General features: G+C 42.4%; 18 protein-coding genes. 5 read left to right on the top strand and 13 right to left on the bottom strand.

Translation table 11 applies throughout. From position 1 onward, the window contains the following. Positions 1 to 109 precede the first annotated feature (109 nt). Positions 110 to 1954: a glycoside hydrolase family 13 protein gene (locus HMPREF9969_RS08820; protein WP_050899976.1), complete on the top strand. Its 1845-nt coding sequence runs from the start codon at positions 110 to 112 to the stop codon at positions 1952 to 1954. 52 nt (positions 1955 to 2006) lie between these two features. Here the strand turns inward: HMPREF9969_RS08820 and HMPREF9969_RS08815 are convergent, their stop codons facing one another. The 5 genes from HMPREF9969_RS08815 to HMPREF9969_RS08795 form a co-directional block, all read right to left on the bottom strand. Then, entirely contained in the window at positions 2007 to 2522 is a 516-nt protein-coding gene (locus HMPREF9969_RS08815) for a hypothetical protein (protein ID WP_036895580.1), read from the bottom strand. A 42-nt stretch (positions 2523 to 2564) separates the two neighbouring features. After that, positions 2565 to 2816, bottom strand: a complete 252-nt coding sequence (locus tag HMPREF9969_RS08810; protein ID WP_009435546.1) for a hypothetical protein — start codon at positions 2814 to 2816, stop codon at positions 2565 to 2567. Between the two features lie 414 nt (positions 2817 to 3230). Further along, positions 3231 to 4166 (bottom strand): redoxin domain-containing protein, encoded by a 936-nt coding sequence (locus tag HMPREF9969_RS08805; protein WP_009435525.1) that lies wholly within the window; start codon positions 4164 to 4166, stop codon positions 3231 to 3233. 101 nt (positions 4167 to 4267) lie between these two features. Continuing rightward, a complete protein-coding gene (locus HMPREF9969_RS08800; protein ID WP_009435418.1) occupies positions 4268 to 5947 on the bottom strand; it encodes an ABC transporter ATP-binding protein in 1680 nt (559 codons plus the stop codon). Positions 5948 to 6031: 84 nt separating this feature from the next. Beyond that, positions 6032 to 6922: an NAD kinase gene (locus HMPREF9969_RS08795; protein ID WP_009435488.1), complete on the bottom strand. Its 891-nt coding sequence runs from the start codon at positions 6920 to 6922 to the stop codon at positions 6032 to 6034. 136 nt (positions 6923 to 7058) lie between these two features. On the opposite strand from HMPREF9969_RS08795, the gene HMPREF9969_RS08790 reads away from it, so the two are divergent. The 4 genes from HMPREF9969_RS08790 (at position 7059) to HMPREF9969_RS08775 (ending at position 12252) form a co-directional block, all read left to right on the top strand. Next, complete coding sequence (locus HMPREF9969_RS08790; RefSeq protein ID WP_009435437.1) at positions 7059 to 7628, top strand: DJ-1 family glyoxalase III; 570 nt, start codon at positions 7059 to 7061, stop codon at positions 7626 to 7628. Between the two features lie 14 nt (positions 7629 to 7642). Further along, entirely contained in the window at positions 7643 to 8311 is a 669-nt protein-coding gene (locus HMPREF9969_RS08785) for a 2-C-methyl-D-erythritol 4-phosphate cytidylyltransferase (RefSeq protein ID WP_009435499.1), read from the top strand. Positions 8312 to 8879: 568 nt separating this feature from the next. Continuing rightward, positions 8880 to 10976 (top strand): ATP-dependent DNA helicase RecG, encoded by a 2097-nt coding sequence (gene recG, locus HMPREF9969_RS08780; RefSeq protein ID WP_009435455.1) that lies wholly within the window; start codon positions 8880 to 8882, stop codon positions 10974 to 10976. A gap of 271 nt (positions 10977 to 11247) precedes the next feature. Beyond that, positions 11248 to 12252: a peptidoglycan DD-metalloendopeptidase family protein gene (locus HMPREF9969_RS08775; protein ID WP_009435490.1), complete on the top strand. Its 1005-nt coding sequence runs from the start codon at positions 11248 to 11250 to the stop codon at positions 12250 to 12252. A 244-nt stretch (positions 12253 to 12496) separates the two neighbouring features. On the opposite strand, the gene HMPREF9969_RS08770 is transcribed toward HMPREF9969_RS08775, so the two are convergent. The 8 genes from HMPREF9969_RS08770 to porV all read right to left on the bottom strand — a co-directional run bounded on the left by HMPREF9969_RS08770 (position 12497) and on the right by porV (position 22680). Next, entirely contained in the window at positions 12497 to 12931 is a 435-nt protein-coding gene (locus HMPREF9969_RS08770) for a hypothetical protein (RefSeq protein WP_009435424.1), read from the bottom strand. 107 nt (positions 12932 to 13038) lie between these two features. After that, positions 13039 to 13818 (bottom strand): glycosyltransferase family 2 protein, encoded by a 780-nt coding sequence (locus HMPREF9969_RS08765; RefSeq protein WP_009435435.1) that lies wholly within the window; start codon positions 13816 to 13818, stop codon positions 13039 to 13041. After that, positions 13815 to 15089: a glycosyltransferase family 4 protein gene (locus HMPREF9969_RS08760; protein WP_009435512.1), complete on the bottom strand. Its 1275-nt coding sequence runs from the start codon at positions 15087 to 15089 to the stop codon at positions 13815 to 13817. Before HMPREF9969_RS08760 ends, HMPREF9969_RS08765 begins: the two co-directional genes overlap by 4 nt. Before the next feature lie 375 nt (positions 15090 to 15464). Further along, on the bottom strand, positions 15465 to 17090 hold the full coding sequence (locus HMPREF9969_RS08755; protein WP_009435548.1) for a hypothetical protein: 1626 nt from the start codon (positions 17088 to 17090) through the stop codon (positions 15465 to 15467). 57 nt (positions 17091 to 17147) lie between these two features. After that, positions 17148 to 18629 (bottom strand): hypothetical protein, encoded by a 1482-nt coding sequence (locus HMPREF9969_RS08750; protein WP_009435451.1) that lies wholly within the window; start codon positions 18627 to 18629, stop codon positions 17148 to 17150. A gap of 109 nt (positions 18630 to 18738) precedes the next feature. Continuing rightward, a complete protein-coding gene (locus HMPREF9969_RS08745; RefSeq protein WP_009435430.1) occupies positions 18739 to 20244 on the bottom strand; it encodes a hypothetical protein in 1506 nt (501 codons plus the stop codon). Between the two features lie 727 nt (positions 20245 to 20971). Continuing rightward, the gene (gene ispF, locus HMPREF9969_RS08740; protein ID WP_009435530.1) at positions 20972 to 21475 is read right to left on the bottom strand and encodes a 2-C-methyl-D-erythritol 2,4-cyclodiphosphate synthase; all 504 of its coding nucleotides are present in this window, start codon (positions 21473 to 21475) and stop codon (positions 20972 to 20974) included. A gap of 35 nt (positions 21476 to 21510) precedes the next feature. Then, positions 21511 to 22680 carry a type IX secretion system outer membrane channel protein PorV gene (porV, locus tag HMPREF9969_RS08735; RefSeq protein ID WP_036895578.1) on the bottom strand — a complete coding sequence of 390 codons (1170 nt, stop codon included), beginning with the start codon at positions 22678 to 22680 and terminating at the stop codon, positions 21511 to 21513. Positions 22681 to 22688: the final 8 nt, after the last annotated feature.

The following is a 22688-nucleotide window of genomic DNA, read 5'->3' as shown; positions in this document are numbered from 1 at the left end:
CCGAATAACAATGAACCTAAAACAAACAATCAACAAAGCAGCTCTTTGTTCCGCAAGAAGGCTATGGAGCAGCTTATTCTTATTATCTTTATTCATCGTTCCAACAGCTATGACTGCTCATAACAGTACATCCGTACCTAAGAATCAATCGGTATCGAAAGTGGATATCACACGCATTGAACCAGAAAACTGGTTTGTTGGTATGAAAGATCCAACACTTCAGTTGATGGTTTATGGTAAGGATATCAAGTTCTCTGACGTATCGACTGATTATCAGAATGTGCGCATTGACTCACTTGTTAGGCTTGATTCGCCTAATTACTTACTGGTTTATCTCAATCTAAAAGATGCTAAACCGGGTGAGATGACGCTCTCATTTAAGGGCAAGGATGGTAAAGTTATCAAACGAAAGTACCAACTTTTGGCTCGTTCTATGGCTGGTGCTGACCACAAGGGATTCGATAACTCGGATGTTCTCTATATGCTCATGCCTGACAGATTCGCTAATGGTAACCCGAAGAATGACGTTGTTAAAGGTATGCAAGACCAACTTTGCGATCGCAACGAACCGAGTCTTAGACATGGAGGAGACCTAGAAGGTATACGTCAGCATCTCGATTATTTCACTCGTTTAGGGGTAACAGCTCTATGGTTCACACCCGTTTTGGAGAACGATAGACCAGCCGATAACGGGAAGAATAGTACGTATCATGGCTATGCAACAACCGATTATTATAAGGTGGATCCACGCTTTGGTACAAACGATGAGTACAAGAAGCTCATTGCTGAATGCCATCAGAAAGGACTGAAGGTAGTCATGGATATGATCTTTAACCATTGTGGAGACTATCACACATGGAACCGAGATATGCCCTCAAAGGACTGGTTTAATTACCCAAACTATGGTTTGCAAACAAGCTATAAACTAACTCCTGTGCTCGATCCATACGCCAGTAAGGTGGACATGAGGGAGACTGTTGATGGCTGGTTCGTCGCTTCCATGCCCGATTTGAACCAACGTAACCCACACGTCATCAAGTATCTTATACAGAACTCAATGTGGTGGATAGAGACAGTGGGTATAGATGGAATACGCATGGACACCTATCCTTACGCTGATCGAAAGGCTATGGCTGAATGGATGAAGGCATTGGATGCAGAATACCCAAACTTTAATACCGTTGGAGAAACATGGGTTACAGAACCTGCTTACACTGCTGCTTGGCAGAAGGACAGCAAGCTCTCTGATATTAACAGCTATCTGAAGACGGTGATGGACTTCTCTTTCTTTGATAAGCTAACGCTTGCGAAGAACGAAGAAACCGATGATTGGTGGAAGGGACTGAACCGTATTTACAACTCATTGTGCTATGATTACCTCTATACGAACCCATCTTCTGTGATGGCATTCATTGAGAATCACGATACAGACAGGTTCCTTGGCAATGGCAAGGACACAACGGCTCTGAAGCAGGCTTACGCTTTGTTGCTCACAATGAATCGTATTCCGCAACTTTACTATGGTACGGAAGTACTCATGAATGGTACGAAGGAGATTACAGATGGCAATGTTCGTAAGGACTTCCCGGGTGGTTTTCCAGGTGATAAAGTCGATAAGTTCACACGTGAAGGGCGCACAACTGCAGAGAACGCTATGTTCGATTGGACTTCAAGAATACTACATTGGCGACAAAACAATGAGGTGATTAGCAAGGGAAAACAAACCCAATTCATCCCTTGGCATGGTGTTTATGTACTCGCAAGACAGCTTGATGGCAAGACTGTTCTCACCATTCTCAATGGCAAAAAGGCTGATAATAAGGTGGAGGTAGCACGTTATGCAGAAGTGATAGGTCGACATACTACAGCCACAGACATCACAACTGACAAGACAATCGACCTCACAAAGGACATCCCACTGGGGCATCGTCAGACGATGATACTCAGTTTCTAAGCCCATAAACAACAAACAGCGAGAAGGCAATCAAGCCCTTCTCGCTGTTTGTTTATTTATTTTCTTTGTTCGACTCAAACTTTTGCAGACCTATTAACTGTACTAATTCTTCGAACTCGGGGGAGTATTTTACACCCTCCTTACCCCATTCGTACTCATGACGAATATTCTTTCCTGGATAATAGATAGTCACAAATAAGCTCCCTAGATCAGTACAAAAATCGTTATTCTTAACGGCTATCACATCCTTAGCAGAGCCTGTGACGTACATGTCATCCACGAGTTCTTTGACTCGAAAACTGCGCTCGTCACTAACCTGAACTATGTCTGTTGTGTCTTTCACCTTGCCTTCTACCGATACATTATGCTGTATATACTTACACGAACGACCCTGTTTATCTACTACCCAAGTAATGTATTTAGGATTTAAAACATAGCCTGGAAGTGACTCAATAACGACAGAGTCATACGCTTCTGACGTATTCTTCGCCGTCAACACTCGGTTTCCTTTGGAACAGCTAATGCCTATCAAGGCTATTACAACACATAAATAAACGGGCTTCCTCATCTGTTTTAATAAGCAAAAGAATGATAATTATCTAATAGAAGATTATAATGATTCAATCACTCTATTCTTAGTTCTACTCGTTCGGATGTCCTTTATAATGCTTTCAGTAGTCTTATCATCACGCCAAAGACCAGCAAACTGGTCTGCCCAATGCTCATCCTTCGCCTTTACTTCCCTATGAAGTAACGAGTCACTTAACAAAGAAATTAGTTCCAACTTAACGTTATCACTTAGGTTTTTAAGGATGTTCCAATACGGAATCCGCTCACTATTTAATGTGTAATTACCATCCATAACTATTCCTTTATATGCCTGTTGCAAAGATACACAATAATGTGTTTGCCTCCAAATAATCGTCTTTTAAGTTACTATTAACCGATAGCTCTATCAGAGTTCATGACAATCTTTGAGGCACTTCATGCTCTCCAGGATTATTACAAGGCTTCTGTAATACTTCTCCAAGCCTTCTGTAATAGTATTACAAGCCCTTTGTAATATTTCTGTAATACTTCAGGAAGATTCCAAAAAGGCTCTTTTAAAGACCAAGATTGTGGTTAAGAAGATACGAGATGAGTATTAGTAAGAATAGAAAATGATTTTTATTAATCCTTACTCTACGCCTTTTAACTGGTGAGATAAGGGTAAAAAAAGCCCCTCTCTGTAGGAGAGGGGGTGGGGGTGAGGCTTGTATCTTGAATTGAAAAGCCGTTAGGGTTGAAAGATGATAGGCACTGTTACGCGTGCTTGTATAGGGCGGTCGTTCTGCATAGCGGGCTTCCATCCCACCATGCGATTGGTTAATCGAACCGCTTGCTCCTTGTAGAACTCCACGCAATTAGCAAGTACTTGCTTCTGCTTAGCCGCATCCATCTTCATAAAATGCTTACTTGTGCCCTGCACATTCTTAACCTCTACGACACGAGCACCCGTCACGGAACCATCCATTTCGACGTTGAATAAGACGGTCATTTCGGCATGTACCTTCGAACGAATAGCCTGAATGCTATGGTATTGATTGCGTGCAAAATAGTTGGCGATGGCTTCCTGCCCTCCTTCAAACGTCGGGAGAACATCCGCCTTACTAACCTTTGGTTGCAAGTCGATGGACTCTAGCTTCGCTTTTAACTTGTTGATCTCTACCGTTCCCATAACAACTTTGCCGTTAGGATCGATGAGGTACATCGAAGGAATCCAATCAATCTTATATAACTTGTCGATAAATGTATTCTTCCTAAACTTCTTCAGCTCGCTTACCTGCGTCCAATTCATCTGATAACGATTCCAGTATGTCTTTGCCCAAGCCTCTCGGTCGGTATCAAAAGAGATACCAACGAATTGCACACCATAGTCACGGAACTGCTCATAGAGTGCTTTCATGGCTGGAATATCACGCCGACAATCAGGGCACCAACTCGCCCAGAAGTCTAAAACAACATAACTTCCTCGGTACTGACTCAGCTTGATATCCCTCCCATCATAGGTTCTCAAGGTAAACTCTGGGGCTTTCGTACCTGGTTTCAACATGTTAGTTGCATACTTTGCATCCAAGTCTATTGCGGCTTGAATGGTATCATTTGTTTGTGCGAGAGCAGCTGGAACCGCCATAAAGAACGCACATGCAGCTGTTAGGAAAATCTTTTTCATATCGTTACTTATCTACTTGCTGTTTTCTTACTTCACCTTATTTGTATTAGGTCTGTTGGTTATGTTGCAAATATACTATCTTATTTTCAATAACACAAGACCTATTGTATTTTTTCAATTGTCAGTGTTTGGTCGCAGTACTCCACAACTGCTGGACGGTGCGTGATGAATATCACCGTCTTATCATGTGTAGAGAGTATATTCTTGAGGAGCTTTTTTTCGGTCTCAGGGTCTAGTGCCGAAGTGGCTTCATCGAATATCATTATACTTCGATTACGCAGTAGGGAACGGGCAATGGCAATGCGTTGTGCCTGTCCTTCACTCAATCCGCCGCCTTGTTCGGAGCATGGAGTATCAAGTCCAAGAGGCAAGTGGAACACGAAATCAGCACAACTCTTGCATAACACCTCTTCCATCTCTTCTTGTGTAGCATCTACCTTTCCAAGTAGGAGGTTCTCACGTATTGTACCACTCAAGAGCGTGTTCCCCTGTGGAACATAGACGAAGTTTGTACGCATGAGAGGGGATAGTTCTCTACTTTCCTGCGCATTATAAATCTCTACCTTGCCCTTTGTTGGCTTCAATAATGCCAGTAACATTCTGATGAGAGTGGTCTTTCCTGCTCCCGTTTCACCCAATATGGCGGTACACGAACAAGGGTAGAAATCGAAGTTCAAGTCCCTTAGTATCTCTCGATCACCATCCTCGTAACGATAGTTAATACCCTTCAATCGAATGCCGCAAGGCGATGATAACTCTATCGGATCGCCCTGTTCTTCGAGTGGATTCTCCTCTAGTTCCATCAGTCGTTCGGCTGCTGTAAAGACAGAGACAAAGGCTGGGACAAGCTTTGTTAGTTGTCGGGCAGGACTTTGAATCTTATTCACTAACTGCAAGAAAGCCGTCATTCCGCCAAATGACAATGTATGAAGTGACATGCGAACAGCCGCCCATGTGAAGGCGACCAGATACCCAAATGCAAAGCCAAAGTTCAATACTAAGTTAGAGAAAACAGAGAACTTTGTCTTGCTAACAACCTTCTGTCGCAGTTCTTTCTGTGTACCTTCTAGCTTGCCAACTATCATCTCGTCGCTCTCAAGAGTCTTAATCAACATACGGTGTTGAATGGTCTCTTGGAGTACACTTTGTACCTTAGAATCAGAGTTACGAACCTCCCTTGTGAGGCGTCTCATTTGACGAACATAGACCTTACTAACCAATACAAACAATGGTATGATGACGACAATCAAGAGTGCAAGTCGCCAATCCATCGTTAAGAGGTAACAGAAAGCTCCGAGGAACATAGCCAATGTTGAGATAGAACTAGGGATGGTTTCGGTGAGGAAAGTGACGACATTTGCAACGTCAAGTTCCAATCGGTTCAATACATCTCCGCTGTGGTAACGTTCCCGACCATGCCACTCTGAGCGCAAGATACGGTCTAGCATGTTCTGTTGCATCCTATTCTGCGCCTTTATTCCCAGCAAGTTTCGCACCCAGACAGAGGCGATACTCAATGCAAAGTCACATAGAATCAAGCCTCCCATGATGCTAACAGCGATGTAAATACTGCCTGGTTTAACATGAGAAGCAACGTCAATGGCATTTTGGACAGCCCATACAGTAGCCAAAGAAACGCCCACACTGAGTAGACCTATCAATGCATTGAGGATTGCTTGCTTATGGTTTCCGCGCCACGCAAGCCATAACCAATGAAATATCTCCTTAGTAGTATAGCGTGTGTTAGGTATCTGGAAGAGCCTTCTTATCTTATCAATCATTGTATAATCTTTCGTTAGCTGTGGTTTATGTCTCGGTCTTTATCAAACAAAGAGAGTTAGTGGTTAGGACATGATAACAATCCGTTAGAACTTACGAGTATCTGCTCCCCACATGAGTTTCTCGCGTAGTGTGGAGAAGAAATGCTGTTCCTTCCGCTTTACAATACGCACCTTATGAGAGGCTTTCCTTATCTTTAGCGTCACACCCTCGCGTAGTTTCTCCGATCGCCCATCAACTGCTGCCAAGAAGTTATGGCTTCGGCTCTCTACTTCTAAGGTTATCTCGGCCTTGTCACTGATAACAATTGGACGAATGTTGAGGCTATGAGGAGCAACAGGAGTCATGCTAAAGATGTCCGATTGAGGGACTATAATAGGTCCACCGACGGACAATGAGTAAGCTGTTGAGCCTGTTGGCGTACTGAGAACGAGTCCATCTGCAAGATAAGTGGTGAGGTATTCACCATTAACAGTTGCCTTAATAGAAATCATCGCAGCGTTATCTCGTTTCAAAATCGCAATATCATTCAGTGCATATGGGCATCCCTCCAATGGTTCGCCAAGTGCTTCTAATTGCATAACGGCACGTTCTTCAATCTCGGCATTGCCTGCAAAGATAGCATCTAAGATGTCTTTTGCCTCATCAGGAACAACACTTGCAAGGAATCCTAAGCGTCCTATGTTCACTCCAATGATAGGTATTTGCTTCGGACCAACCTTACTTGCCGCCTTTAAGAACGTCCCATCGCCCCCAAGAGAGATAACATAATCGACATCAAAGTTCACCCCCTCAAACACACCAGCTATCTTTAAATCCTCCTGAAGTTTATTCTCTAAAGCATGAAAGAAGCCTTGCTCTAAGTAAATATCAGCCTCGTGTTGAGTCAAATAACCCAACAGTTCTTTTATCCGAATGGACTCTAAAGCTTTAGAAGCACTACCAAAAATGGCGAAACTCAGTTTCTTCTCAGCCATAAAAACATACCTTTTAAATATCTTTTAGCCTTGCAAACGGTACTAAACGACGAATAATTAGTATATTTGCAAGTACTTTACTTCTGCAAAAGTAAGGTTTTTAATTGGATTTATAGGCTTAAATACGAAATTAATTATGGCTAAAGTGTATGAGTTTCTGGCTAATGGTTTCGAAGAGGTAGAGGCATTAGCACCCGTAGATATCCTACGTCGAGGTGGCGTGGAGGTTAAGACTGTGAGCATAACAGGCTCCCCGCTCGTTGAATCATCGCATGGGGTGATGGTGAAAGCCGACTTACAAATAGAAGACCTAGGTGTTATTGATGATGCAGATATGCTCTTGATACCGGGTGGAATGCCTGGTGCACAGAACTTGAAGGACGATGCGCGTGTTGGAAAAGCACTGCTTCATCAGGTGGAAAGTGGTAAACGTGTGGGCGCAATCTGTGCTGGACCGATGGTTCTCGGTGCTTTGGGAATCCTCAAGGGCAAGCGTGCTACATGCTATCCAGGCTTTGAGAAGTTTCTTACTGGTGCAGAATACACCAAGGAATTATGCACTATTGATGGCAATGTGACAACAGGTAAAGGTCCTGCTGCTGCCTTCGTTTATGGTTTCAAGCTATTAGAACAACTCGTATCAGTTGATAAAGCAAATGAAATCAGGGAGGGTATGTTGATCAACGAACTTATTGCTCTGCATTAAAACATCGTCAGAAGATGACAAGATACGCTATTATCGTTGCAGGAGGAAAGGGCTTGCGAATGGGAACAGAGGTGCCTAAGCAATTCCTTCCCATCGCTGGTAAGCCTGTTCTGATGCACACTATCAGTAGGTTTCACGCCTATGATGAGCACTTAAAAGTCATCCTTGTCCTTCCAAAAGAGCAACAGGATTATTGGAATCAGCTCTGTGAAGAATATCATTTCACCGAAGATTACCAGCTTGCAGATGGTGGTGCTAGTCGCTTCCAGTCGTGCCGTAATGGCTTATCGATGATACCCAATGATACAGAAGGGCTCGTCGGAATTCATGATGGTGTGCGTCCATTCGTCTCAAACGAGGCTATCTCACGTTGTTATGACGCTGCAGAGAAAGAGAAGGCTGTGATTCCTGTATTGCCCGTAACAGATACCTTACGATTTGTGGGCGATTCCGATAAGGGGAGGAATGTGTTGCGAAGTGATTACAGAGTGGTTCAGACGCCACAAGTATTTGATATCCAACTCCTCAAAAAAGCATATAACCAACCCGAGAGTACCAGCTTTACTGATGATGCTAGCGTTGTTGAAAGCATTGGACAGGCTGTCACTATGGTGGAAGGGAATCGTGAGAATATAAAAATCACTACCCCCTTCGATCTGAAAGTAGCAGAGATTTTGGTGTAAAAAGGCTCTTCTGATAATTCAAAATTCATAATTCATAATTCAAAATTATGATTACTTCGAGTTGACGAGTGGGCAGGTTGACAAGTAAACGAGTTGTTTGTTCTGCAGGAAACAATACTATCTACTCCCCTCTCCATTGGGAGATGGGGCAGGGGTGAGCCTTTTTTAACAAAGAAGACACGAAGGGCACGAAGCCTAAAGGCGACACAGAGTTCCTTACGGAACAATAGAATCCACAGAAGCTTACGCCCACGTGTAATTCAAAATACAAGATTCATAATTATAAGTTATAATCAGAACAATTTGAGAAGGGCGTTCCCTTGCATTGAAGAAAGCCTCTCCTTGTATCGAAGAAACGCCCTCTTTAAATCAAAGAAAGGCTCTTGTTAAATGGACATAACGATTCAAACTGATTTCCGTTAGGCACTCCTCCCCTTAGGGGAGGCTGGGTGGGGTTCCAAAAGAGAGCCTCTCTTATTAGCTTCCGTTAGGCTACATCCCCTCCTTTGGAGGGGCTTGGGGAGGCTTTCGGTGGCAGTATTGAGATCCTCAAAAGTTGTTGTAACACATGGATATACTATCACAAGACATTATGTATCTACCAGGTGTAGGTCCGAAAAGGAAAGAGATTCTAAGCAAAGAGCTTGGCATCTGGAGTTATCGTGACCTCTTGGAGTATTTCCCCTACAAGTATGTTGACCGCACAAAGATATATCTTCTCTCTGAGTTGTCGGCTGATATGCCCTTCGTACAAGTGAAGTGCAAGATACTAAGCTACGAGGAGTTTGAAGTCGGGAAGCGTCGGAAACGAATTGTGGCACACGCTACGGATGGTCATGGGATATGCGATATTGTATGGTTCAATGGTACTAAGTATATTTATCAAAACTATCAATTAGATAAGGAATACATCATCTTTGGGAAGCCAACCTACTATAACGGACGCTTTCAATTCAGCCATCCTGATATCGACGATGCCAGTCAGTTGCAGCTCAATGACATGGGTATGCAACCTTTCTATATAACGACTGAGAAGATGAAAAAGGCTGGTATCACCTCTAGAGCAATGGAGAAACTAACGAAAACACTGCTTAGTAAGCTCACAACTCCGCTTGACGAGACCCTTCCCTCATTCATTACTAGTCCCTTACACCTCATCTCTCGTGATGCAGCCATGCGTAAGATTCATTATCCAAAGACGGTAGATGATACGCAGCGAGCACGTGTACGCCTTAAATTTGAGGAACTCTTCTATGTTCAACTCAATATTCTTCGCTATGCAAGTGACCATCGTCGCAAGTATCGGGGGGATATCTTCAATCGTATTGGAGCACAATTTAACTGGTTCTACACGCATAATTTACCCTTTGAACTTACTGGTGCACAGAAGAGAGTGATGCATGAAATACGTGCAGATATGATGTCTGGCAAACAAATGAATCGTCTCTTGCAAGGCGATGTAGGTTCGGGTAAGACGCTCGTAGCTCTTATGTCTATGCTCATAGCCATCGATAACGGCTATCAAGCATGTATGATGGCACCGACGGAGATACTTGCAGAACAACACCTACAGACTATCAAGGAGTTTCTCAAGGGTATGAACTTACGCATAGAACTGCTGACTGGCATTGTGAAAGGCAAGAAACGTAAGGAAGTACTTGCTGGGCTTTTGGATGGAAGTGTACATATTGTTGTCGGAACACATGCTATCATAGAAGATAAGGTGCAATTCCAAAACCTCGGGATGGCTGTTGTTGATGAGCAGCATCGCTTCGGTGTGGAGCAAAGAGCAAAGTTATGGAGTAAGAGTGACAATCCTCCTCACATCCTCGTAATGACAGCTACTCCTATTCCACGTACCCTTGCCATGACGATATATGGTGACTTAGACGTGAGTATCATTGATGAGTTGCCACCAGGACGCAAGCCCATACAGACGATACACAAGTATGATGACCAAATGACAAGCCTCTATCAGGGTATAAGACAGCAGATAAAGCTGGGCAGACAGGTGTATATTGTCTATCCACTCATCAAAGAGAGTGAGCGAATTGACCTCAAGAACCTCGAGGACGGATACGCTGCTATGTGTGAGATATTCCCTGACTTCAAGTTAAGTAAGATTCATGGTAAGATGAAGGACAAGGAGAAAGAGGCAGAAATGCAGATGTTTGTCAGTGGAGAAACGCAAATCCTTGTTGCTACAACAGTGATAGAAGTGGGTGTGAATGTACCGAACGCGAGTGTAATGATTATTCTTGATGCACAGCGTTTTGGGCTTTCTCAGCTCCATCAGTTGCGTGGACGTGTCGGAAGAGGTGCCGAACAGAGTTATTGTATACTTGTTACTAATCGCAAACTCACAAAGGAAACGAGTAAGCGAATTGACATTATGTGTGATACGAATGATGGTTTCGAGATCGCAGAAGCCGATTTGAAGCTAAGAGGTCCAGGTGATTTAGAGGGTACACAGCAAAGTGGTATAGCCTTCGACTTAAAGATTGCCGATATAGCACGTGATGGTCAGCTTGTTCAAATGGCACGTGAAGAAGCACAAAAGATAATTGATAGTGACCCAACCTGCCAAAAGAATGAATATAAATTACTATGGGATAGACTTAAAGCGTTAAGAAAGACTAACATAAACTGGGCTGCGATCTCTTAAAATTAATTTGTCGAAAGCTCTCACAATATGCACTTCTAAACGGCTTGACATATATCATCTACGAATCAAGAGATATAAAAGTCGTTTGTTAAACAGCCTATAAAAACTGTTAACCTGTTGTCTTTTTGTCATTTTTTCCTTATCTTTGCGAAGTCTTTTGATACTTAGTTCAATTCTTTGTTATAAGTTTTCAACATGTCAAGAGATAGGAACTTAACAATTTGTTCCGGCCTTTTTAGGCTTCATAGTACAGAAATAAAATAACTTGATTATGATGTTTAAAAGAATTGTTAGGACTTTCGCACTTACATCTCTATTCGCCCTAACAGCCCACACAGCTAACGCACAAGACTTGCTTGCACGTCAGGCACCAATTGATAGACGAGCTAAAGCACTTGATACAATGGTTATTAGTCGCTTACGTGAATCTGAGGAAGTTGAAGAACCAGCATCTGAACTCTACAACGATTGGAATAACAATTATGCACATAGGGGTGGTAACCTCCCTGATGTATACAAGATTGACCTCCGCGGATTCCATATGCCAACTCCTAGTCGCGTCATTACGAGTAACTTCGGACGCCGTTGGGGACGTCGCCACTTAGGTATGGACATTAAAGTCTACATCGGTGATACCATCCGCGCAGCCTTCTCTGGAAAGGTTCGTGTTGTTAAGTACGATGCAAATGGTTATGGAAAATATGTTGTAATACGCCATAACAATGGTCTTGAAACTATCTACGGACACTTATCAAAACAGCTTGTTTCAATTAACCAGACAGTTCGTGCTGGTCAGCCGATTGCTTTAGGTGGTAATACTGGTCGTTCTACTGGTTCTCACTTGCATTTTGAAACACGTCTTGCTGGCGTTGCTTTGAACCCAGCTTTATTCTTCGACTTTGCTCATCAGGATGTTACTGGCGACTACTATGTGTTCCATAAGAGTACACTAGCACAAGAGTCAGAACAAGCAACAGCTGCTCGTGGTACTTCTTCAAGCCTTGGTTATTCTCGTGAAAACATTCAAGGCACACGTGGACAGAGTTCTTCTACTCGTCAAGAGAAGGCTTACAATACTGATTTCTCTAATCACACACCACGCACAGAAGCTACAAGTAGTACTGGTCAGATTATCTATCACTCAGTAAAAGAAGGTGAGACTATTGAGTCTATTGCTGAGTTGTATGGTGTAACGATTGATAAGTTATGTCGCTTGAATCGTCTAGGTCGATACACGAAGGTAGACAAAGGATGGATTCTCAAGATTAGTAAGTAAACGAATTAATTGATAATACAAAAACACCTCGTTAGATATTTTATTCTAACGAGGTGTTTTTTATTAGGATAGCTTTTGTAATTTGCTGTCATTCCTGTCATCATTTTCGTGTGCACAACATACTGATTACAGAATAATATTATAAGTGCTAAAAGTGACAGCAGCTAATTTTAAAACTAAATTAGGGCTTTATGTAACCCAAAGTGGGTGTGATTTTTATTGAAAGGAATAGCACGGAAAGTACTTACCGATTGTCAGTACTATCTTTCTTGAATGAGTCGGAGATGCCTTTACCGAGCTTCTTAAAGAACTTCTTACCACCTTCTCCTATCTTGCGGGTTACCTCGCCCATAGTCTTCACTTCGCGTTTTACAACACGACCTATGCCACGTGACATTGTCCGCAAACCATCTTTTACCTCTGTCTCGCCAGAGTCTCTTCGTTCAACTCTAGTAGTTTCTACCTTCTTGCTGGTAGTAGGCTTTGTTGCAGAAGATGGTTGAGGCGCAGGCGTAAGATGCTTTGTTGGAGTTGCAGTGTGTGCTCTTGCCTCTGCTTTCTGGCGTGCTTTAACCAAATGTGGAGATGCGCCTGCAATTCCACTATACTCTGTTTGTGCTGTTGCTGATAGACTTATCAGCGACAAAACAACTACAAGTTTTGTTTTCATTCGTTCCATAGTCTTTCGTTTTATAACTTACTAATTAAACGATAAATGAGCATTGTAAATTATAGTCCTTAACAAACAATAGTACGCTTTAAAGGCCTTTAAAAGGAGGAGAAAAGCTATTTAAATACTTTACGAACAACAAACCACGCATGGAGCAAGATTGTCGTAAGAAGTCCGTAATGGCGTCTCATCACCTCAAAACGCTCTTTGAGGGAATCCTTATGATGAATGGTTGTTTGTCCTTCTTCCATATAATTAGCAACGACAGCATGTATGTTACGTAGAAGAAGGTGTCGCCGTTCCCCCTCTTTCATAACTCTTATACACCAGTCAACATCTGCTGAATAACGGAAAGATATGTCATAAGGAAGAGAGCGAGCAATATCCATACGTGCATAAAAGGCTTGATGGCATACCACCATGCCCTGACGGAAAGAACGCCAAGTAAGTCTTTCTGGGGGACTTAGTCGACGGTGATACAAGAAATTACCCTTGTCATCAATTATATCTGTATTTCCAAAGAGGACAGCTGGATGCTCTTCACCATCTCCCACGACAGCTGCTAACATTACCTTATTTAATGTCTCAGCATCAGGAAAGCGATCACCTGCATTCATAAATACAATATAGTCTCCTGTTGCTAATTGTAGCCCTTTGTTCATAGCATCATAGAGTCCCTTGTCTGGCTCGCTTTGGATTTTTACAACATGCCCATTCTCTGCATTATCAGATTGTTCTTGATAAGCCTTAGCAATACTTATTGTATCATCAGTTGACGCTCCATCAATAATAAGATGTTCCACATGAGGATAGTTTTGCATCAATACACTGTCTAGAGTAGGACGTAAGACAGTAGCTGCGTTATAGGTTATTGTGACAACAGAAAACGTAATCATAATCGATAATTCTTAAAGGCCATTGCCTCATTATATATATTAATGTATTGCAAAGCGACGCTACGTTGAGAATAACTACGCTGTACCTTTGTTATTGCTGATGAGGAGAGGTCTTGGTAATCGGCTTCTTCTAGAATCCAATGAAGTCCTTGTGCGAGGTCAGTAGCATCACGATACTTTGCAACATAACCATTTACCTTGTGGTCAATCTCTTCCGGAATACCACCCACCTTAAAGCCTACACAGGGTACACCACACGCCATTGCTTCCATAATGGTGTTAGGTAGATTCTCTGAGAGAGAAGGTAAAACGAAAACATCAGAAGCATTATAGACATCTACAATACGCTGAGTGTCGTTGATATATCCCAACTCATAGACTTCAAAGTCGAATTCCTCTCTTAGGTTCTCTGCATGACCACCTAGTATGGCTATAGCTGTTTTATTGACTATCTCTGGATAATCCTTTGCTAACTTATGGCAGGCTTCAATGAGATAAGAGATTCCTTTGTTTACATTTGTTACGCGTTGTGATGCAAAAAGAATAATTTTCTTGTCTAAAGGAAGTCCTGCATTTATGCGAGCCTGTTTCCTATCTGTGGGATGAAAAACATGTGTATCAATGGGATTGGGGATAGAGAAAACTTGTTGTCCAGCAAGAATAGCACTCTTGCTTGCCTCCTTTTCGAGCCATTTGCTACACGTTATAAACATGATATTGCGTCCTTCAAGCATCTTCTTCTTACGCTGAAGCACCTTATTAGATAAGTCCTTTGTAGAACCACCATTGGGTAGAAGGCGACAATTACCGCAATAAGACTGATAACGCAGACAGTTTAGTGTGATATGACAGATACCTGTTGCAGGCCAAATATCATGCATTGTCCAAACAACAGGCTTTCCACTATCAAGGATCTTGCGGATTCCTTTCAGCGAAAGCATTCCTTGATTGATCCAAGAGAGGTGTATAATGTCAGCCTCTTTAAACTCTGGTAGCTTTGTGATATCAACTCCAGAATTAGCAATATCTATCTCAAATAGGTGCTTACGACTGAAGTGTAGATGCCAAAATATGGTCCATCTTTCCCAAAGAAAGTGTAATTGATTGCGTAAAGTATGTGATAAACCAACAACAGTAATATCATCCGTCAGTTTATCACGTACTAACATCTTTGCTTTTACGCCATTGTTATTCAGAGCGTCCTTAAGTCGGTTGGCAGCTAAAGCAGCACCACCTGTCTTCTCACTGGTATTTACTATCAGAACTTTCATTCGCTTATTTCCTTTTCAGCAAAGTTACAAGAAAAGGCATAAACACACAAGGAAAGTAACAAAATATTAGTTGTTTACGGGCACAGAAGGTTGATTTGCGTCAAGAAAGGGGCGTTATCTTGATAAAACATAAGTAAAATGTTGCAAGGAAGTGAGAATCATCCTACCTTTGCATTGTCAAAAGGTTAATAGATTGTTTAGGTTAGTAGTAATAGATTTAGGTTTTTAGTTATTTTATTTTAGGTAAAACGTTTAACGATTGATCAGTGATAGCAAAGGTAGTCGTGAGATTCCCCTTTCACATAAAAAGATTTTTGGTTAAACATACTGATAACGCCGATGCTCGTTGAGAGTATCGGCGTTTACTTTTATGGATTACATCACTCGGTCTATTACAAAGTCCTTATAATATAGATTTCTCCGCACATCACCCTTTATCTGCAGTAGTTTTCCTTTCGTATCAAAGCGATATTCGTAAGAATCAATCCTAGTCTTCATATCCTGTATGGCTGGGTCTGATTCATCAACAAGATCACCATCTTTCACTTCGGGGTCGCCTTTAAGCGATACGACAAACCCTTGCTTATCCTTTGATATGTTATAAGTTCCATAGTCACCAAGTAGGTCGAAGTACTCTCTGCCAGTGGTCTCACCTTCATCAAAGTGCATCTCTAGTCCAATCATTGCCGTTAACTCGGGCATATATTGTATAAATGATCCATCTTTTATGAAGTTATCCAGGTGATATAAGATATTTTCACCTTCAGTTGTCCTCATCGTCTCATCAGTTACTCTAGAGAACTTTCTATTCCTTTTCCAGTCCTCTTGACACCATCGTTTGAGGTTCTTATACCACTGATCGAACATCTTCTGATCCTTCACCTCAACGTTGGTCTCTCCCGTCAGATTATTTGCTTCGATGATAAAATGCTGCTTGAGCATCTGTTGCAACGTCTTAGCTTCAAGTTTATTTAGTTCCTTGTCGTATGCACCTGTTTGCCAATCAGGCAGCTTTACATCTAGCCCCTCTACTATGCATTCTAGGCGACAAAGATCATTATTAACCACCAGCGGGACAAGTTTAAAGGTATGTGTTCCCGTTATCCATTTCATTTCACAATCCACTTTTATACGATAAGTGAGCGTATCACCCACAGTATATTGCGATGGAAGTAAGGGCTTATAAGTGGGTTCTTTCACAACTGATGCCTGCATACGCTTCATAAATAGTTGCCCCTCTGCCACATTCTTTATCTCTTGAAAAAATGAGACTCTTCTGTTGACTGGCACATTCTTTTTATCAATTGGCCATTGTAACTTATTATCAATCGCCATGTACACATCATCCTTCTGCAGATTATTATAGAGCTTGACTAATCGTTTTGCATCCTGACGAGTGAGCCTTAGTGTACCAGTAACGCTCCCATCAGAGATTTCATCTTTACGCACGGCAGTGAATGAGGCCGTAGGTATGGCATAAGGCGACTGCTTATCTAAGGCACAAAGGATTAGCCAATCATCCATCAGTTCGTTTATACCAAAGCCAAAGATGTAACGTGACGTGTCATAGAGTTGCTTCTCACGTGCTAGATTTAGCAACCTCATCACAATTTTCTCATCCTGTGGATTCACCTGCACATACGAATTCATGTGGAAAGCAACATCTTCTCCATTATCAGCTGCATCTGCCGCCGCTGCTGCAACATACCCGTCTGTATCGGGTAAGGTCCCGAAACGCTTCTTGAAAGCCGCTGTTGAGTTAGCTTCCGCTGCATTCTGATTCCCATAAATCTCGTCATTAAAGCGTCCGAAATACTTCACTAATGGGCGTGTCGTAATATGCTTCTGATAGGGTAGGAGCTTATCACTAATCGACTTCAGTAGTTCGTGTGGGTCATGTACTACTGGATAAAATGATATTTGCACGGGCTTCAATGCTTGCGCCATGGACATTTGCAGACAGCTAATAAGCATTAATAAGAGGAGGCTTATACGTTTCATAAAGTCTATATGTTTGATAATTTACATTCTAATTCGTCGTTCATTCATACCATCCGATTAGCTCATGCGCTCTATGAGATAGCCATAAGCTTCAACATCTGACATTCCTTTGTCCTTCTCTGTTGCTTCCTGTTTGACAATCCATTGATATTCTAACCGCTGTATGAGTCCTTGCTTATCTATATGGTAGATATATCTTTCCTCCGTATCACTATCCTTATCCTTTGTCTTGAGCGTGATAACAAGTCCCTCGTTAGCCTGTGCGATTGTATAATCGACTAAGTTCTTCGCACAAGGGAAGTAACACGTGCCTTGTGTCTGCCCCTCAGAGAAGAAATAATCCATTACCGTCATCACCTCCAATTCGGGTAACCGACGTGCCATATTATCACCCGTAAAGTCTGCACTCACCTCCTTCAATATTTCCTCAGCCATCTGCTTGGCTGCTCCTTGCATTTCCTCTTTGCTCGCACCAAACATAGCTGCATTCTCTATCAGATATTCCTCTATCTCTTTAAGGAACGTCTTGGAGTTAATCAATGTCGATACTGCTGTGTGTGTTGTCAGGTCAGTCTCTATCATAATATGACACTTGCGTAACCTGTCACAAGTATAATCTATTATCTTCTGAAAGACTTCTTCATATTCACGCATCTCCTTTTCATTTGCAGCGTGGAGGGTATCTTCAATACATTCTATGCGTGTCATCTTGTCGTTTACAAGTCTTGGTATGAAACGGAATACATGGGATTCCTTCTGCTTACCTTCCTCTTTTCGAGCTGTGAAGCGATAGGTCAAGGTATCACCTATCATGTATTGCGGACGATAAAGTGGTTTGAGTGGAGCTTCCTTTACAGCCGTTGACTTCAGGCGTTGCACAACCTCTTCCGCTTTAACCGCACCCATCTCATTCGGAATTTCTATCTCTGTAGTGGAAACCCCACTATCAACAAACATCGTGGCGAGGAACTTTCCATCCAGAAGAACCACAATATTATTGTCTACTTCTTGATAAGTCAACTTCGTAAACGCTATTGCGGCATCACGTGTAAGGCTTAGTTGGAATACGGGATAGCCATCAGAGCTCTTGCCGCAACGCACATCCGTGATTGACAATGTGGGGATAGCCACTGGGCTTTTTAAGTCTATGACGTGTAAGTCATACAAATCCTTATCCAAAGGTGACCTCGATAACAAGAGTTGATAATGTGAAGTGTCATACAATCCTTTCTCTTTGGCAAGATTTAAAAGGCTCTGCACCATACTTCTATTCTGTTCAGAAACATAGAACAAGGCATCATCAGTAGGGGAAGGGCTCGCTTTGTCAATCTCTGTGTCGATAAAGCCCAATAAGTCGATAAGCGACTTCGATGTAATATGCTTCTGATAAGGCAATAACTTCTTGTTGATTGGTCGAATAAGGCTTGCCACATTCTGAGAGGCTGGGTAGACTGACAGCGTTGCAGGCTTATCACTCTGCGCAATAGCACATTGTAGGACTGCAACAAGCAATAATAATGATAGGAAGAAACGTTTCATAAATTGTTCTGAAGTAGTTATATGCGACAAAAATAAGGATAATTCGTTTTATAAGGTTTATCATTTGGTTATTTGTTCTAAAGTCATACGCTGCTATCACCACAGCCGACTATCTTATGCGTTCTATAAGATAGCTCGAAGGAACACGGAAGGTTGGGCTCACGGCATTACGAGGTACCTTCGCATTAGCAATCGCCTCATACCTCAATTGTCGTATCAGTCCACGCTGGTCGATAGAATAGGTGTACCTTCTTGCCCCACCATTCTTATCTGCCTTGACAGTAAGCGTAATCACTAGTCCATCATCCATCTTCGTGATCGTATATTCTGCTATTTTATCCTCCAAATAAAGGTAACATGTGCCTTGTGTCTGCTGATTAGAAAAGCGATTATCGAGCTGTGTCATCACGTTCAATTCCGGTAGTATGCTTTCTATATACCCTTGTTCAAAGAATCCATCCCAGGCTTCTGCCAGCCTTTCAGCCACCTGCTCCAAGTCATTATGCCCAGACAATCCCATCACTTTGACCACTGCACTATGCGTTGTAAGATAGGTCTCCAACGCATGGGATAATGCTGGTAAATCCTTCAACATAGGCACAACAAAGTGAGACGACTGATCTGTCTCAATCATAAAATGGTTATTACGCAACTCATAGACGAAGTAACTAGCAAAGTCTTTATATTCCTTGTTTTCCTTAAAGAACTCGTCAATGGTAAGAGCAATAGAATCTACCACACATTCCATCCGTGTTATACTATCGTTCACAAGCCTTGGGATGAGTTGAAAGGTGTGCGAACGCTGTGCAGTACCCTTACTCTGTGGGAAAGAAACACGATAAGTCAGCGTATCACCCAATACGTATTGCGGACGATAAAGGGGCGTATAAGCAGAATCACTCACCACAGCAGCCTTCAGATGCGGCAATAGTTTCTGACCTTCCTCTTCTCTAAACCCCAATGATAGCTCGAGCGTCTTAGTAGAGATAACACTTCGAACACAAGGAGATGTGAGGAGCTTACCATCCACTAAAAAGAGTATCAGATTATTTATTTCGTGATAGGTAAGGTTTGTGAAAGCATCCGCAGCACCATGTGTAAGACTTATTTTAAATACAAAATCACCATAAGAGCCCTTGCTGAAACGTACATCTGTAAACGAAAGCGATGGAATTATGTAGGGATTCTTTAGGTCTATAACATATAAGGCAGACGGCTCTAATGCGGATTCTCCACTAGAGAACAAGAAGCGATAGCGGGTGGTATCATATAAATGTTTCTCCCTTGCAAGATCTAAAAGACTCTGCACCTTAGACTGATTAGTCCCTGCCACATAAAAGTAAGTGTAATTAACAAGATATGAGTCTCTATCCTCCTCTGTTGTACGACCCTTATCACCAGTATACGTATGGGGAACACGACTCATAAACTTAATAAGCGACTTAGAAGTAATATGCTTCTGATAAGGCAATAGCTTCTCGCTAATCCTATTGATAAGCCCCGTTGCATCGTTTACTGCCGGATAAACGGAAATTGTTGTAGGTTTATCACTCTGCGCAATAGCGCATTGAAGGACTGCAACAAGCAATAATAATGATAGGAAGAAACGTTTCATAAATTGTTCTAAAGTAGTTATGTGCGACAAAAATAAGGATAATTCTTGAAACGGCAAAGGGGATAAAGCATTAGATTCACATTTGATGTCAAGTATTCTCTAACGCCAGTAATGGTAAGTTCTGTATAAAGCCACGATCGCTTGAACCCTGTTTGCGCTCTTTGTCTCATAGGTTCCCGCATTCTTTCTCACCCGTTCCTCATTCCTTTCTCACGTGTTCCCCATTCTTTTCTCATGCGTCTTGCGTCTTTGTGTTCCGTATCTTTTTTTAGTTTCACCATGGTGAAACGAGTGTCTCATCATGATGAAACTAGTGTCTCTTCACGATGAAACTTGTGTCTCATCATGATGAAACTAACTTTATATGCGTGTGTAAATGATGCGCAACACGTGAGAAAGGAATGAGGAACACGTGAGAAAGAAATGCGCAACACGTGAAAGAGGAATGCTGGAACAGGTGGGAAACGATTCGCAAACAGGTGAAACGTTGATGTTCTGCCGCTGAAACAGACGCTCTTTGATAGGATTAGATTGTTTCTTGTAATATAAGCTGATTTTATTATCACCCTTTGGTAAGTCTATTGGAAAGCGAGACGCAAGCTGAAAATCTATACTGGAGAGCCTGACTCTTAGACTTTATAAGCCTGGAATATCCGTATAATAAAAACGGCTGATAGCAGTATGAAGAATCGCTATCAGCCGTTTTTTATTTAGTCTTTATTAGCCTTTACACCTTTACTATTAGGCATACCGCATAAGCCGCCATACCCTCTTCTCGTCCAACGAAGCCCATTCGCTCTGACGTGGTGGCTTTGATGGATACGGCGTCGATGTCGCAACCTATGATATAGGCTATACATTCGCACATTGCTGGTATGTGGGGATTTATCTTCGGACGCTCAGCGCATACGGTTGCATCGATGTTGCCCACACGATAACCCTTTGTAGCAAGTAGTTCGATGGTCTTACGTAAGATTACTTTCGAGTCCATATCCAATGTTTCGTTGGCGGTATCTGGGAAATGATAACCAATATCACGCATATTAGCAGCACCGAGTAGTGCATCACAAATGGCGTGAATGAGGACATCCGCATCGCTATGTCCGAGCAATCCAAGGCTGTGCTCTATCTTTATACCACCGAGATAGAGGTCACGCCCTTCAACGAGTTTATGGACATCGTAACCCATTCCAATGCGGAAAGATGGGATTGATTGAGTAATATTTGTCATATCTGTTAGATGATAGCCCCGCGGGGGAGGCTTGCCTATTTCCTCTTAAACAAGTCCTTTATACCATCCATATCGAATGATAGGGAGAATCGGAGCGTTTGGTCGAGTGGGTTGTTCTTAGCCGTTGCAATGACATAGCCCGCATCTAGTGCGAATACATTCATCTTGAATCCAGCACCTACGGTGAAGTACTTGCGGTTTCCCTTATTCTCACTCTCGTTGTGATAACCTGCACGAAGTGAGAACTTATCATTGTAGGTATATTCAGCTCCCACACTCCATTGCACCTCCTGCATCTCTTCAGAGAATCCATTGGGTGCGTCGCCGAAGCTCTTGAAGATACCCGAGATAGACGATACATCGTAGTAATCCTTCTGCAAGCGGTTGTCATAATCTACTTGCGATTCACCCGTATTACGCTTGGGGTAAGTTGGAACTAGCAACTTGTTTGCATCAGCAGCTATGGTGAACTTATTGAACTCATCAACTGGAATCATCAATGCGGCACCTAAGCGGAGATTGGTAGGTATGAACTCAGAACGATTATCGCCACCGAACGTTATCTTAGAACCAATGTTCGAGATATTCAAGCCTAGTCCTAACTGGCACTCACGCTCACCAATGTTGATATAATTCTGGTAATAGCAAGAGAGGTCGGCTGCAAAGGCGGAACCGGGAGATGTATCTTCCTTATAGTCATACGTGAGGTCGGAATAAATCCAACGCACAGCGGCTCCGAGTGAGAAGTGCTCACTTAACATCAAAGAATAAGCTACGTCTAATGACATCTCGTATGGGTTGATGGTCATATTAGAGCCGTCATTCGTCTGCACCTCACCCAAAGAGAAGTAACGAAGGGAGGATGATACAGCACTATAATCACCTATGCGATAATATCCGGCTACGTAAGCGAGGTCGATGTCACTCACCAACTGGCGAAGCCACGGGGTGTAGTTCAAAGAGACACCTGCACGAGATATATTAAAAGGATACTTTGCAGGGTTCCAATACTGGGAATTGACATCTGGGTCAGTGGCTGCTCCTACATCACCCATACCTGCTGCACGTGCATCAGGAGCAATGGTTTGTGAGGTAACGGAGGTAGTAACTGGGTTGAACATATCCTTCTTTGTGCCCTGTGCGAATGCGGCAGAGGAGGTCATAACGACCATGGTTAAGAAGGATAAACGAAGCTTTTTATTCATCTTATTTA

Source organism: Prevotella sp. oral taxon 306 str. F0472, assembly GCF_000257925.1.
GTDB lineage: Bacteria > Bacteroidota > Bacteroidia > Bacteroidales > Bacteroidaceae > Prevotella > Prevotella vespertina.
Note: the sequence above shows the minus strand (reverse complement) of the source record. Positions and strands in the feature narration are given on the sequence as shown.

What these genes read in the sequence shown, in the direction of transcription:
- HMPREF9969_RS08815 (WP_036895580.1), bottom strand. Translation starts at nt 2,522, where the DNA reads ATGAGGAAGCCCGTTTATTTATGTGTTGTAATAGCCTTGATAGGCATT.
- HMPREF9969_RS08765 (WP_009435435.1), bottom strand. Translation starts at nt 13,818, where the DNA reads ATGATTACGTTTTCTGTTGTCACAATAACCTATAACGCAGCTACTGTC.
- HMPREF9969_RS08770 (WP_009435424.1), bottom strand. Translation starts at nt 12,931, where the DNA reads ATGGAACGAATGAAAACAAAACTTGTAGTTGTTTTGTCGCTGATAAGT.
- HMPREF9969_RS08795 (WP_009435488.1), bottom strand. Translation starts at nt 6,922, where the DNA reads ATGGCTGAGAAGAAACTGAGTTTCGCCATTTTTGGTAGTGCTTCTAAA.
- HMPREF9969_RS08805 (WP_009435525.1), bottom strand. Translation starts at nt 4,166, where the DNA reads ATGAAAAAGATTTTCCTAACAGCTGCATGTGCGTTCTTTATGGCGGTT.
- HMPREF9969_RS08810 (WP_009435546.1), bottom strand. Translation starts at nt 2,816, where the DNA reads ATGGATGGTAATTACACATTAAATAGTGAGCGGATTCCGTATTGGAAC.
- HMPREF9969_RS08785 (WP_009435499.1), top strand. Translation starts at nt 7,643, where the DNA reads ATGACAAGATACGCTATTATCGTTGCAGGAGGAAAGGGCTTGCGAATG.
- recG (WP_009435455.1), top strand. Translation starts at nt 8,880, where the DNA reads ATGGATATACTATCACAAGACATTATGTATCTACCAGGTGTAGGTCCG.
- ispF (WP_009435530.1), bottom strand. Translation starts at nt 21,475, where the DNA reads ATGACAAATATTACTCAATCAATCCCATCTTTCCGCATTGGAATGGGT.
- HMPREF9969_RS08790 (WP_009435437.1), top strand. Translation starts at nt 7,059, where the DNA reads ATGGCTAAAGTGTATGAGTTTCTGGCTAATGGTTTCGAAGAGGTAGAG.
- HMPREF9969_RS08800 (WP_009435418.1), bottom strand. Translation starts at nt 5,947, where the DNA reads ATGATTGATAAGATAAGAAGGCTCTTCCAGATACCTAACACACGCTAT.
- HMPREF9969_RS08755 (WP_009435548.1), bottom strand. Translation starts at nt 17,090, where the DNA reads ATGAAACGTATAAGCCTCCTCTTATTAATGCTTATTAGCTGTCTGCAA.
- HMPREF9969_RS08750 (WP_009435451.1), bottom strand. Translation starts at nt 18,629, where the DNA reads ATGAAACGTTTCTTCCTATCATTATTATTGCTTGTTGCAGTCCTACAA.
- HMPREF9969_RS08775 (WP_009435490.1), top strand. Translation starts at nt 11,248, where the DNA reads ATGATGTTTAAAAGAATTGTTAGGACTTTCGCACTTACATCTCTATTC.
- HMPREF9969_RS08760 (WP_009435512.1), bottom strand. Translation starts at nt 15,089, where the DNA reads ATGAAAGTTCTGATAGTAAATACCAGTGAGAAGACAGGTGGTGCTGCT.
- HMPREF9969_RS08820 (WP_050899976.1), top strand. Translation starts at nt 110, where the DNA reads ATGACTGCTCATAACAGTACATCCGTACCTAAGAATCAATCGGTATCG.
- HMPREF9969_RS08745 (WP_009435430.1), bottom strand. Translation starts at nt 20,244, where the DNA reads ATGAAACGTTTCTTCCTATCATTATTATTGCTTGTTGCAGTCCTTCAA.
- porV (WP_036895578.1), bottom strand. Translation starts at nt 22,680, where the DNA reads ATGAATAAAAAGCTTCGTTTATCCTTCTTAACCATGGTCGTTATGACC.